Origin of the sequence: Neotamlana sargassicola (assembly GCF_020523965.1) — a bacterium.
Taxonomy (GTDB): Bacteria; Bacteroidota; Bacteroidia; order Flavobacteriales; family Flavobacteriaceae; genus Neotamlana; species Neotamlana sargassicola.
Genome location: NZ_JAJAPX010000003.1, coordinates 13,466 through 27,041, shown reverse-complemented (window position 1 = coordinate 27,041; position 13,576 = coordinate 13,466). Strand labels below are relative to the sequence as shown.

Annotated in this window: 9 protein-coding genes; 2 read left to right on the top strand and 7 right to left on the bottom strand. The window is 32.5% G+C overall.

The window, feature by feature from the left end; genetic code table 11:
* Positions 1-119: 119 nt before the first annotated feature.
* From LG651_RS08070 to LG651_RS08060, 3 genes are all read right to left on the bottom strand, one after another.
* Entirely contained in the window at positions 120-1,460 is a 1,341-nt protein-coding gene (locus LG651_RS08070; protein WP_226695631.1) for a RagB/SusD family nutrient uptake outer membrane protein, read from the bottom strand.
* Between the two features lie 10 nt (positions 1,461-1,470).
* Positions 1,471-4,980 carry a SusC/RagA family TonB-linked outer membrane protein gene (locus LG651_RS08065; RefSeq protein ID WP_226695630.1) on the bottom strand — a complete coding sequence of 1,170 codons (3,510 nt, stop codon included), beginning with the start codon at positions 4,978-4,980 and terminating at the stop codon, positions 1,471-1,473.
* 150 nt (positions 4,981-5,130) lie between these two features.
* The gene (locus tag LG651_RS08060; protein WP_226695629.1) at positions 5,131-6,288 is read right to left on the bottom strand and encodes a FecR family protein; all 1,158 of its coding nucleotides are present in this window, start codon (positions 6,286-6,288) and stop codon (positions 5,131-5,133) included.
* Positions 6,289-6,381: 93 nt separating this feature from the next.
* Here LG651_RS08060 and LG651_RS08055 point away from each other — a divergent pair, with 93 nt between their 5' ends.
* Positions 6,382-6,957, top strand: coding sequence for an RNA polymerase sigma factor (locus tag LG651_RS08055; protein WP_226695628.1), 576 nt, complete (start codon positions 6,382-6,384; stop codon positions 6,955-6,957).
* Between the two features lie 319 nt (positions 6,958-7,276).
* Positions 7,277-9,214, top strand: a complete 1,938-nt coding sequence (nagB, locus tag LG651_RS08050; protein ID WP_226695627.1) for a glucosamine-6-phosphate deaminase — start codon at positions 7,277-7,279, stop codon at positions 9,212-9,214.
* Between the two features lie 180 nt (positions 9,215-9,394).
* Here nagB and LG651_RS08045 read toward each other — a convergent pair whose 3' ends face one another.
* From LG651_RS08045 to pfkA, 4 genes are all read right to left on the bottom strand, one after another.
* A complete protein-coding gene (locus LG651_RS08045) occupies positions 9,395-10,612 on the bottom strand; it encodes an ATP-binding cassette domain-containing protein (RefSeq protein WP_226695626.1) in 1,218 nt (405 codons plus the stop codon).
* A 9-nt stretch (positions 10,613-10,621) separates the two neighbouring features.
* Complete coding sequence (locus LG651_RS08040; RefSeq protein WP_226695625.1) at positions 10,622-11,482, bottom strand: N-acetylglucosamine kinase; 861 nt, start codon at positions 11,480-11,482, stop codon at positions 10,622-10,624.
* Positions 11,483-11,543: 61 nt separating this feature from the next.
* Complete coding sequence (gene gap / locus LG651_RS08035; protein ID WP_226695624.1) at positions 11,544-12,545, bottom strand: type I glyceraldehyde-3-phosphate dehydrogenase; 1,002 nt, start codon at positions 12,543-12,545, stop codon at positions 11,544-11,546.
* A 23-nt stretch (positions 12,546-12,568) separates the two neighbouring features.
* On the bottom strand, positions 12,569-13,555 hold the full coding sequence (gene pfkA / locus LG651_RS08030) for a 6-phosphofructokinase (RefSeq protein WP_226695623.1): 987 nt from the start codon (positions 13,553-13,555) through the stop codon (positions 12,569-12,571).
* Positions 13,556-13,576: the final 21 nt, after the last annotated feature.

Here is a 13,576-nt window from a genome sequence, read left to right as displayed (position 1 = left end):
ATTTATGATACTTGGGAATTTCCTTTAAAAAGTAAAAAAGGTAAAGAATAGGGCTTTAGAATTCGGTAGTAGTCTAAAGCCCCTTGTAAATAATAACTAAATCAAATTATTTAATTCTTTTAAAAGTCTAAATATCCTGGGTTTTGGGAACCGAACTCCAAGTTAGTTTGTAATTCGGCCATTGGAATTGGTAAAATATACTGATCTGAACTGGTTACTGCATCTTTTAATGTTTCAATTTTTTCATGACGAATCGCTGCGAACCAAACTGCTCCAGATTCGAAACAAAGTTCTTTTACGTACTCATCGAAAATTAAATCTAGAAGTTCTTGCTGATTGGTATATGTTAATTCTGGCGCAGAACCCCCGTAAGCCCTATTTCGTATAACATTTAAAGTATTTTCAGCGTCATCTAATAAATTTAACCGTGCTTGACATTCAGCTTTTATTAAATATACCTCGGCCAAACGCAAATAATTTGTAGGACCTCCAGAAATTTCGGTTGTAAATATTTTTTTCAACCTCAAGTTACTTGTGTCATAACTATCTTCTTCACGAGGGTCGTTTTCTAAATAATTTTGTAACCAAGTAGATGTTCTTGGCAATGTTTGATAATAGTAAGAAAATTTATTTGATTGCCCTTCACCAACAACGCGACAAAAAATAACTTCACTATTTGCTTCGCCATTAATAAATATATCTTCAAAGTTAGGTTCAAGACTTACATCTCCCGAATTAATTACCTCATCGGCTAATGTAATAGCTTCGGTATAATTTTCGGTTCCTCCCATGTACAATAATACATTTGCCTTAAATGACTTTGCCGCTAAACTTGAGGCATAATAATTATTGCTAAACGTGGTGTTTTTTTGGATACTCATATCCAAATCGTCTAAAATAAAATCGTAACATTCTTGTACTGTTGAACGCTGTTTCTGGCTATTTTCGACTGTAGATACAACATCTCTTAAAACAATACCATAAGAACTAGATAAATCGAAAAATTGCCCAAAGCTTCGTAGTGCAATGTAATGTCCGAATGCACGCATAAAATATGCTTCACCTAATATTCTATCTTGCTCTGTTTGCGATACGCCAGCATTATTTGTTACAGCCTCGATTGTAGCATTCGCCGAATTAATAATATAATAAGGCCATTCGTAAAATGTATTTAAAGTTCCATCTTCCGGACTAATTACATTACTAGCAGCTTGACCAAAAATAAATGTGGCATTTGTAGTGGTTAAAGATCCATCTAAAAAAGGAAAACTTAACTCAAGATTTTGACCATAAATCCAGTTTAATTGAGTGTAAACACCAAACAATGATGTTTGAGCACTTTTATCGTCGGTTACCAACTGGTCTTCGAACAAATAATTCTCTGGTTGCACATCGAGTGCGTCGTCGCAAGAATAGCTTAACACACTTAAAATTATAATTAATATTAATTTATTTTTCATGTTTTTTGCTTTAAAAAGTTAACCTTAAACCTGTTATTAGTTGCTTGCTTACCGGATATTTATTGCTATCTATAGGATTTCTAAAACTTGCAATATTTGTAAATTCAGGATCGGCACCAGGATATTTAGTAAACGTAAATAAGTTAGTTCCGGTTAAATATAAATACAGACCTTGTATTTTTAATTTATCTAAAACATCGTTACTAAAATTATAGCCTAAGGTTATATTTTTTATACGTAAATAGTCGCCTTTATGCACATACAAACTTGACTGTCTGTTATTTTGATTTGCAGTAGAAAGGTTAGTTCTGTAAACCGCTCTTGGATATATGGCATCAGTATTATCTGGTGTCCAGCGATCTAGAGCTAAAGTAGGTTTATTACCTTGTTCGTTTAAAGTTGTATAGCTAAAGGCATTTTCTCCTGCCTTCCAGTAAATATCGTTACCCAAACTATAATTTGCGAAAATATTTAAAGTCAAACCTTTATAATTAAAGTTTGTATTAATGCCTCCAAAAAAATCAGGTTCAATACTACCAATACTAGTTACATCTCCACTTGAAGTTGAAGTACTCACTTCCCCATCGCCATCTAAATCTGCGAAATAAATATCTCCAGGGCTAGTTATTGTAGATTGATAAACACCATCTGGCGCACTGCTATTTAATGCATCGATTTGTTCTTGATTTTGAAAAAGGCCATTTGCAACAAACCCGCGAATTAAACCTAAAGATTCACCTTCTCTTAAATACAAACCATTTAAATAAGTGCCACCATATTCATCTAAATAACTAGTATTTAATTTTACTATTTTAGAGTTTGCTGTGGCAGCATTAAATCCAAAATTCCATTTAAAATTCTTCTTATTTATAAGGTTAAAATTTAAAGTAAGTTCGTAACCATCGTTTTGGGTATCTCCTAAATTTGAAATAACAGTATATAAACCACTTGACGAAGGTAACTCAGTTTGATACAATACATCCTTTGTATCTTTTTTGTAATAAGCTACTTCTCCTTTTATTCTGTTATTAAAAAAAGCAAACTCCAAACCTAAATCTTTCTGTGTTGTTACTTCCCATTTTAAATCTGGATTACCAATACGAACTGGCACAACTCCTGTATTACCGTTATAAACTCCTAAGGTACTATTTAATGCCCCAAACAAACTAAAAGACTGATTAGGATCGAAGGTTACATTACCCGATTGACCTGTACTTGCTCGTAATTTTAAAAAATTAACAGCATAAGCATTATCCATAAATTTTTCGTTATGAATATTCCATCCTAAACCAACAGAAGGAAAGGTTGCCCAACGTTTATTTGCACCAAATTTTGAAGATCCATCTGTTCTACCCGAAAAATTTATTACATATCTGTTATCGTAATCATAAATAAATCGAGAGAAAAATGATATTAATGTACTTCTAGTAATTGATTCTTGAGCCGATAAGCTTTCTCCTGCGTAACTAATTCCGGTAAGCGTATCATCATTTGGAAAGTTTTCGCCATACAAACTATTAGTTACCGAATTTTCGTTTTGATAAGTGCTTCCTACTAAAACATTAAAATTACTTTTCGATAATGAAAAATCGTAAGATAAAGTCCCTTCTACTGTTGGGTTTATAGTATTTCTATTTACCAAATTTCCTTCACCGTTGGTTGTGGAACCACTTATGGTATAACTTGGATAAAACGAATAACTTTCGGCATCAATGTACTGTAATATTCCCGTAGTTTTTAGTATTAAATTTTCTATAGGCTCATACTCTAATGTAAAATTACCAGCTAAAGAAAAAGTGGTTGAAGTTATACGGCGTTGTGATGAAGACAATGGATTATAAATATCTCCTATACGCGCAATTAAATTACCATCCTCGTCATAAGGTGTAACATCTGGTCGCAAATAGGTCGCCGCTTCAAATGCAGCAAAAAGACTATTTAATGCTAAATCACTTTTTACTCGTCCTAAATTAATATTAGAAGAAAATGATAAATTATCTTTTAGTTTTTGAGTTAAACTTAAACTATAAGCATATCTTTTTAATTCATCTCCTTTTACGCTTCCATCATCACTTTGCAAACTCAACGAAGAATAATAGGAACCTTTATCGCTTCCTCCGCGAACGCTAAACGCATAATTACTAGTTAATGAAGTATTTCTAACTACTAAATCTTGCCAATCTGTATCTGTATTCAAATCGACTTCGGTTCCTGCTAAAATACCTTGACCAAAACTATCTGAAGTAGGCACCACTCCTCCTGATTCAACATAGTTATTAATGGCATCTTCATAAAGTGATTTGTATTGGCTAGAATTTAAAACATCTATATTTTGCACCAAATTAGCACGTTGCGTTACCGATAATTCAAATTGTGGTTTCGATAAACCACTACCACTTTTGGTGGTTATTACTATAACACCGTTTGCTGCTCTTGACCCATAAATAGATGTAGCAGTCGCATCTTTTAAAACCGAAATACTTTCTACGTTGTTAAAATCGAGAAAACCTAAATCGTTGTTAAACCCTTCATTTTCTAGGGTTGTAGATTCGTTATTACTTAACCCATCTATAAATGATGCATATCCTGGAATCTCAACAGACGGAGAAATAGGAACACCATCTACAACATAAAGAGGCTGATTAGTACCTAAAATGGAAGAACTCCCTCTTACCCTAACTCTAGCCGCGGCACCAGGCTTACCACTTGGTGCACTTACTTGTACACCTGCTACTTGACCTTGTAATGCTTGATCTACATTAATTATTGTGCCTTGCTTAGCTAAACCTTCTACATTTACTACACCAACAGAACCTGTTAAGGCTTCTTTTTTAATTTTACCATAGGCAACAATTACTGTTTCATCTAAACCAGTTACAGCTACTTTTAATTGTACATTAATTTTTGAAACATTATTAATAACTACCTCTTGAGTTTCGTAACCAATATAAGAAACAACCAACGTTTTAGCGTTCTGCACAAATGGTATTGAAAAATTACCATCAAAATCGGTAGTAACACCAGAGTTTTGTCCTTTATATACTATTGTTGCTCCGGGTAAAGGCATACCGCTTTCATCGGTTACCTTACCTGTAATAGGACCTTGAAATACCTGCTTAATTTTAGCTTTTAAGCTATTTACAACCCCTTGGTCTTCGGTATTTTTAACTATAATAATTTGCTCGTTAATAAACTCGTAATGCAATTGTAATTTGCCAAAAATGCGGTTTAAAATATTTTTTAACTGCTCTTCGTTAGAGGTGATATTGATTTTTTCTTCTTTGAAAAAAACATCTTTCTCGTATAAAAACTTGAATTCTGTTTTATTTTCAATTTCTGTTAAAACCTCCTCAATAGGCATATTGTTACAGTTTAATGTAACCTTCACATTTTGAGAGAACGTATTGTTTGCTTGTATTTGAAATAAAGCAAAAAATAAGAGAATGTAAGTTAGCTTCATCTTTAAACTTAACTCAGGGATATACAATATTTTATCGACCCCTGTAATGATTTTTTTCATACTTTTGGTTTGATTATAATGTGTTAGACATGTTCTATCACTTAGCTTAAGCCAGAGAGTGTTGCAGCACTTTCTGGTTTTTTTATTTTAAGTGACGAGTTTTTTTTGAGTTTTGGTTAATTAGTTGTTTTTAGGTCATATGTTATTATTTTATGGATTAATTATAATTTTATCTTCATTAATTTTATAAGTAAAACCGCCAGAAACACTAAGACTTTTTAATACGCCATAAATATCTTCAACGTCGAACTTTGCCGTAAAAATGCGATTGTTTAAAGCTTTGTTATTATTTATAAAACTTACATTGTATTGACGTTCTATTTTTTTCAATATACTTTTAAACGGCACCTCATAGAGTATAAGTTTTCCATTTAACCATGCCGTTCTAGATTCTAAATTCGATTTATTAACTTCGGATATATTAGTTTCCTTATGCCAAGACGCTTCTTGTCCTGGTAATAAATTTATGGCCTCCTCCGGATTATATGAAACGTCTTTTTTAAACATTGCGATTGCTCCTTCAACTAGAGCTGCAGTTATATGAACATCTTCGCTATAGCAAGACACATTAAACTTTGTACCTAAAACTTGAATATTTGCAGCGTTCGCATTAACTACAAAAGGATGATTTTTATCTTTAGTAACATCAAAAAAAGCTTCACCTGTTAAAAATACTTCCCGAGATTGTCCTTTTATAAATTGCACCGGATATTTTAGGGACGACCCTGCATTTAAATGCACCGTAGTTCCATCTGATAGATTTACTTCAAAACGTTTCCCATAAGGCACTTTTAGTGTATTATAAATAAGTTCATCCTTTATAATTTCATTATTATAAGCTAATTTGTTACCAGATTGCACCCCAATATGCTCTCCAGAATTAGAGCTAATTACAGTTTCTTTGCTCAAGTCAAGCGTTTTTATAGCGCCGTTACCTAACACCAAGGTTACATTTTCATCTTGAATTTTTAATTCGGTATTCGAATTATAAAATTTATTGAATAAAAACCCTCCAATTACTAAAAACACAACCAAAACAGCGGCGAATTTGTAAATATTAGCAACAGTTTTACTGCGTTTTATAGTATATTTTTCTTTTTTAATAACTTTTAAAACGTTTTCCTTAATATTTTGATTATCATAATTTTTAATAGCATTTTCTATTAAAAAATTCGCTTTAACAAACGCATTAAATTCTTTTACATTGTTTTGATTTTCAAGCCATTGCAACAACTCATTTAACTCATCTATGCTCGCTTGCTTAGATAAATATTTAACTATGATTTTCGATTTTGATTCAGGAATCATTCTTGATTAACTTTTTTATTATAACGAAGCTTAATTACAATACCCTAAGTTTTTTTCAACATTTTTTTAAATTTGCCTAAGAAAATCTATAAAATGTCTGATTTTTCAGAAAATAATGCAAAACTAATTCTTGCCTTAAAAGTCGGTAAAACAAATGCTTACAGTTATTTAATTGACTGTTATAGTAATAAACTCCTAATTTACGCAAATACGCTTTGTAGTAATTCGGATTTGGCTGAAGATATTGTGCAAAATGTTTTTATAAAAATTTGGCAAAAACGAAATAAACTTAAAACAGAAATAGATTTACAAAGTTTTTTATATAAATCTGTTTATAATGAGTTTATCGATCAATATAGAAAAATTAAATCTCAGACTTCCTTAGAAGAAAAATATATTGCTGCAATAAATTTAACCATTGAAGAAAACGACGAATCAAATTTAAACGCTCTTATTAAATTAGTTAAAAAAGAAATAAACAACCTTCCTCCAAAATGCAAGGAAACATTTATTTTAAGTAAAGAAAACGGCTTAACTAATAAAGAAATTGCAGATCATTTGGGCGTTTCAATAAAATCTGTTGAAGCCCATATAACAAAGGCATTCTCAATAATTAGAAAAAAACTATCTACAAAAATTAATAATGTGCTTCTTTTAATTTTTGGCTAATAACTAAAATTCTTGTGAGTTATTAAACTTTTTATGTCGCATAACAATCTATGCTTAACAGGCTTGCTATATTTTTTTCATATAATGACTTTACGGCGACAACGAATTTTAAACATTTTTAATTATAAATCGCAGTATGCAAACCAAGTATAAAATAAAAATATAAATGTCACACCCAAGACTACAACAAACAATGCAATAATTTATGAAACAAAACCTTTAGCGATTATCACATGTTATTAGTCGAAAATTTGCACAACAGTTAAAATTCTTCTTGTACTTTTATTATATCATAAATTTTAAGGCACCCATAATAAAAATGATTCAAGAGCAAGTAAATTATCAAGAGAACGAAAAAATCACGTTTAAAGAAGCTGGTAAATTTGAAGACACACGTTATGAGAAAATTCATAATGTTATTTTCAATTCTTCATTAGAAGCTTCAAAAATTGTAGCGCAAGAAATTGCCAATTTAATTCAATTAAAACAAGAACTTAATGAGCCTTGTGTATTAGGTTTAGCTACAGGATCTTCGCCAATAAAAGTTTATGAAGAACTTGTAAGGCTTCACAAAGAGGAAGGCCTTAGTTTTGCCAACGTGGTTACCTTTAATTTAGATGAATATTACCCAATGGATAAAAGTAATATACAAAGTTACTTTTATTTTATGCACGAACATTTATTTAATCATGTTGACATAAAGCCTGAAAACATAAATATTCCAGATGGTACTGTTAGCGCTAATGAGCTGCGACAATTTTGTGTAGATTATGAAATGAAAATTAAGTCTTACGGAGGTTTAGATTTTCAGTTATTAGGTATTGGTCGTACCGGACATATTGGGTTTAACGAACCTGGTTCGCATTTAAACTCTGGAACAAGAAGTATAACGCTAGACCACATTACTCGTGTAGATGCCGCTTCTGCCTTTTTAGGAATAGATAATGTGCCAAGAAAAGCAATAACAATGGGTATTGGTACCATTAAAAATGCAAAACGTATTGTTTTATTAGCTTGGGGTAATAATAAAGCCGAAATTTTACAAAAGGCCATTGAAGGCGAAATAACTTCAAATATTCCTGCTACTTATTTACAAGAACATAACAACACTACTTTTGTTTTAGATAGTGAAGCTTCTTTAGAACTTACCAGAGTTAAAACACCTTGGTTAGTAACATCATGTGTTTGGGACGAAGAATTAAAATTAAAAGCTGTGGTTTGGTTAAGCGAATTAACGAATAAACCCATTTTAAAATTAACAGATAAAGATTATAACGACCATGGTATGTCTGGTCTTTTAACCGAAGAAGGAACCGCGTACGACTTAAACATAAAGATGTTTAACAAGTTACAGCAAACTATTACAGGTTGGCCAGGAGGTAAACCAAATGAGGACGATAAATATAGACCTGAACGAAGCACACCTGCTAAAAAACGTGTTATAATTTTTAGCCCGCACCCAGACGACGATGTTATTTCAATGGGTGGTACTTTCGATAGATTAGTTGAACAAGGTCACGAAGTGCACGTAGCTTACCAAACTTCTGGTAATATTGCAGTTTCCGATGAGGAGGCGCTAAAATTTGCAGAAGTAGCTTCAACAATAAACCCTAATGCCAGTGAGTTTAAAAACATTATTGAATTCTTTAAAAACAAATCAAAAAACGATATTGATTCAGTTGAAGCAAGAAAACTAAAAGGTTTAATTCGTAGAAGTGAATCTGTTGCCGCAACACGCTATGTTGGTGTTCCTGATGAAAATGTACACTTTTTAGATCTTCCTTTTTACGAAACAGGAACTGTGAAAAAAGGTAATTTAACAGAAGTCGATATTAAAATAATGTGCGATTTAATTGAAGAAATTAAACCTCATCAAATTTATGCGGCTGGCGATTTAGCAGATCCACATGGCACACATAAAGTATGTTTAGACAGCCTATTCGATGCATTAAAAGTACTAAAAAAAGAACCTTACATGAACGATTGTTGGGTTTGGCTTTACCGTGGTGCATGGCACGAATGGGAACCATACCAAATTGAAATGGCTGTACCTATGAGTCCAGACCAAGTGCTTAAAAAACGACATGCCATATTTTTCCACCAATCGCAAAAAGATGGTGTTATGTTTCAAGGAGACGATAGCAGAGAGTTTTGGGTACGTGCCGAAGATAGAAACCGACTTACTGCTACCAAATTTAATAATTTAGGTTTAGCAGAGTACGCTGCCATTGAAGCATTTAAAAGATACTTTTTTTAAATACACATACCCTTAAGAGCAATTAAAATAGTTTTAATTAACTATATATATTATTAGTAGTATTTAAATTATGTTAAAGGCTGCTTTAAAAAGTAAACAAATTAGCGCGTGTAATGTTTACTTTTTAAGGCAGTCTTTTTTATTTAGATTGATATGAAAGTGGAAATTAATAATGTACAACTAATTAATAACTTCTCCTATTGAACCAGATTCGGTTGGTGTAAGCTTAAATATAAAGTCAGGATTTAGCTCTTCTTCTATGCGGTGCGACACGTATAAAATAGCTGTGTTTGTTTCTTTAGCTATTTTATTTATAAGGTTAGCAAAAAGTATAGCTTCGGCATCGTCTAGACCGTTTGTTGGCTCGTCTAAAATTAACAATGGCGGACTTTTTACCATGGCTCTAGCAATTAAAACTAAACGTTGTTGGCCTTTGGTAAGCTCAACAAAACTTTGCTTTCTAACATCAAACAAACCAAGTACTTTAAGCCATTGGTGTGCTATTTCAATCTCCAAATGCGATGGCGTTTTGTAAAGCCCCACAGAATCGAAAAATCCAGAAACTACCATATTACCAATAGAATCTAAACGTGCAAAACCACGAACCATATCGGCCGTAAAATAGCCCATTTTCTTTTTTAATTCCCAAACACTTTCTCCACTACCCTTTTTTATCCCAAATAATGAAATATCTTGTCCGTAAGCTTTAGGATTATCTCCATAAACCATACTTAACATAGTACTTTTCCCCGAGCCATTTGGCCCAATAAGTTTCCAGAACTCTCCAGGTTTAATAGTCCATGAAATATTTTTTATTATTGTGCGGTCACCATATTTTACACTAACATTGTTAAAATTAATTAAGGTATTAAAATTGTAAACCTTTTGTTTATATGCCTTCGGAAGATTTAAATTAAACTTAGTTTGTGCGTTATTTTCAACGGGACTAAAGGGGACTAGTGTATTATTACTAAAACAAAAAACCGATTGCATAAAAGGTAATACATCGGTTATTCGGTTTGTTATTTGTATTAAAAGCACATCATTACTTAAAGCTTTTAATGTGGTTTTAAATTGTAGTTGTGCTTCAGCATCTAAGCTTCCAAAAACATTATCGAGTACAATATAATCTGGCTTAATTGAAATTAAGTGCTTTAACAGAGCTTGCTTGCGTTCACCTTCGGAAGAATTGTACAAACTATTATCAACCTTGGTTGTAATATCTATTTTGCCGTGTCTTAATTCTTCTTCAATAAATTTATTAAGTGTAACTTCAGAAAATAAAACGCCTTTTAAATTTAAAGTTTCAGGAATTATTTTTGAAGCTAAAATATCTTGAATAAGCTTTTTTTTATCATCTCTATTTGATAAGTAAAAAGCTGTATGTTTGGCTACCAAGCTAATAAATTATAAGTTTTTTGTATGGAAAGGAATTAAACCTTCAATTGGTCTGCGAATAAAGTTACCTACTGTAAAGCCCATTTCTTCTCCTACTGCTTTAATTTCCTCTTGCGCAAAATAACCAATTGACCCTGCAAAATGTACCGGAACTGTTTTAAGCTCTTCCTCGTATTGCATAATCATGGTTTCTGCGAATAATCGAATCCCTTTTTTTATAAGATTTATGGTATAGTCTGAATCTTTATGTAAAAACATAAATTCAGCAAAGTTGGCCAAATAAGCGTTCGGGCTAGGTTTTTTATACAAGTTATTTTTAATAAAATCGGCATCCATATTAAATTTACTTCCAAAAGCAATTTTAATATTTTCGGGCATTTTATTATAGTAATAATCGCGTATTAATTGTTTGCCGTAATAGTTACCAGATGCATCATCCATTAAAGTGTAACCCAATGAAACGACGCGTTGATGCAGGTTTTCACCATCGTAATAGCTACAGTTAGATCCTGTACCCAAAATACAAACTACAGCAGCCTGGTTTGGATTGCTAATTGTAGAATATACAGCCGCTAAAGTATCCTCATTTACTTCAACATGAGCATTAGGAAACATCTTGTTTAAAACATTACTTAAATTATGCTTTGCGTTTTCTGTACCGCAACCAGCACCATAAAAATACAAGTGCGTTACATCATTTTTATGTTTAAGTAAAACATCGCTTTTTTCTATTCGTTTTGTTAATTTATTTTCCGAAAGAATAGCCGGGTTTAACCCTTCGGTACGAATTTTTTCAAGTAATTTATTCCCATTATTGTCTACCGCTATCCAATCGGATTTTGTAGAGCCGCTATCAACAATTAAAACCATTAAATTAAAGATAAAAAAACTCCGCAACTATGAATTGCGGAGTTTTAAAGTTATAAAAATATTATAAAGAACCGATGTGTTGTGCTAAATCGATTAACTTAGTAGAGTAACCAAACTCGTTATCGTACCAAGAAATTAATTTAATGAAACCATCATTTAAACCAATACTTGCATCGGCATCAAAAACACTTGTTCTAGGTTCTGATACGAAATCTTGAGAAACAACACCTTCTTCTGTGTATCCTAAAATTCCTTTTAATTCTCCTTCTGAAGCTTCTTTAAGCGCAGCTTTAACTTCATCAAAAGAAGCAGGGTTTTCTAAACGACAAGTTAAATCTACTACAGAAACATCTGGAGTTGGTACTCTAAATGCCATACCTGTTAATTTACCATTTAATTCTGGAATTACTTTACCAACAGCTTTTGCTGCACCCGTTGACGAAGGAATAATATTAGAAATTGCCGCACGACCTAATCTGTAGTTTTTTCTTGAAGGTGCATCTACAACAAATTGAGTTGAAGTTGCCGCATGAACTGTAGTCATTAACCCTTCTGCAATACCAAACTTATCATTAATTACTTTAGCTAAAGGCGCTAAACAGTTTGTTGTACAAGAAGCATTTGATACTATGGTATCGTTTGCTGTAATCTTATCGTGGTTTACACCCATTACAAACATTGGAGCATCTGCAGAAGGCGCAGAAATAGCTACCTTTTTAGCACCTGCTTTAAGGTGTGCTTCAGCTTTATCTAGAGTTGTAAAAATACCAGTACAATCTAAAACTACGGTTGCACCAACGGCATCCCATTTTAAATCTTCCGGATTACGCTCTGCAGTAATACGAATTTCGTTTCCGTTTACAACTAAGTTTCCATCTTTTACATCGATAGTCCCATCAAATTGACCGTGAACTGAATCGTATTTTAATAAATATGCTAAGTGCTCAACGTCTAATAAGTCGTTTATTGCTACTATTTCAATATCTGGTCTAGAAGCTGCTACTCTAAAAGCTATTCTACCTATTCTTCCAAATCCGTTAATTCCAATTTTCAATTTTGACATAATAATAATTAATAAATGTTTATTTAAGTGCTCATAATATCTGACACACGTAGTAATTCTAAATTTATTTTTGTTTTTCCTTTTATGGCTTTTTCAAGAGGTGTTAATTGTATCTTTCCGTTATTTAAACCAACCATATAATTGGTTTCACCATCTAAAATAGATTCTACAGCCTTAACCCCCATTCTACTGGCCAATACACGATCGAAACATGATGGTGCACCTCCGCGTTGCATGTGTCCTAATACAGAAACACGAACATCGTAACCTTCCATATTTTGGTCTACATAATCTTTAAGTTCGAAAATGTTTTTTCCAATTTTATCACCTTCTGCAACAATAACGATACTCGATGTTTTTCCAGTAGTTTTACTTTTATTTAAAGAGTCTACTAATCTTTCTAATCCTAAATCTTCTTCAGGTATTAAAATTTCTTCTGCACCACCTGCAATTCCGGCATTTAAAGCAATATGCCCAACATCACGCCCCATAACTTCAACAAAAAATAGGCGGTTGTGCGAACTCGCCGTATCTCTAATTTTATCGATAGCATCAACAACTGTATTTAAAGCGGTATCGAAACCTAAAGTATGAGAGGTTCCAAAAATATCATTATCAATTGTTCCCGGAATACCCATCACAGGAAAATTAAATTCAGAATTAAAAACAAGTGCTCCAGTAAAAGAACCGTCTCCTCCTATAACCACAAGACCATCTACGTTTTCATTCTTTAAGTTTTGGTATGCTTTTTCTCTACCTTCTTTAGTTCTAAAAGTTTTAGATCTTGCAGATTTTAAAAAGGTTCCGCCTTTATTAATAACCCCTTTAACACTACGTGCATCTAAGGGTTCAAAATCGCCTTCAATTAGGCCTTCGTATCCGCGATAAACGCCAACACATTCTATACTATGAAATGCGCAAGTTCTAACTACTGCACGAATTGCAGCATTCATTCCTGGAGAATCTCCTCCGGAAGTTAAAACAGCTAGTTTTTTTATGGTTTCTGACATTAAATTTTTGTACTTTATTGA

Bases quoted from the DNA above. Each gene is read 5' to 3' on its own strand.
- LG651_RS08070 (WP_226695631.1), bottom strand. From the start codon at position 1,460: ATGAAAAATAAATTAATATTAATTATAATTTTAAGTGTGTTAAGCTAT.
- LG651_RS08065 (WP_226695630.1), bottom strand. From the start codon at position 4,980: ATGAAAAAAATCATTACAGGGGTCGATAAAATATTGTATATCCCTGAG.
- LG651_RS08060 (WP_226695629.1), bottom strand. From the start codon at position 6,288: ATGATTCCTGAATCAAAATCGAAAATCATAGTTAAATATTTATCTAAG.
- LG651_RS08055 (WP_226695628.1), top strand. From the start codon at position 6,382: ATGTCTGATTTTTCAGAAAATAATGCAAAACTAATTCTTGCCTTAAAA.
- nagB (WP_226695627.1), top strand. From the start codon at position 7,277: ATGATTCAAGAGCAAGTAAATTATCAAGAGAACGAAAAAATCACGTTT.
- LG651_RS08040 (WP_226695625.1), bottom strand. From the start codon at position 11,482: ATGGTTTTAATTGTTGATAGCGGCTCTACAAAATCCGATTGGATAGCG.
- gap (WP_226695624.1), bottom strand. From the start codon at position 12,545: ATGTCAAAATTGAAAATTGGAATTAACGGATTTGGAAGAATAGGTAGA.
- pfkA (WP_226695623.1), bottom strand. From the start codon at position 13,555: ATGTCAGAAACCATAAAAAAACTAGCTGTTTTAACTTCCGGAGGAGAT.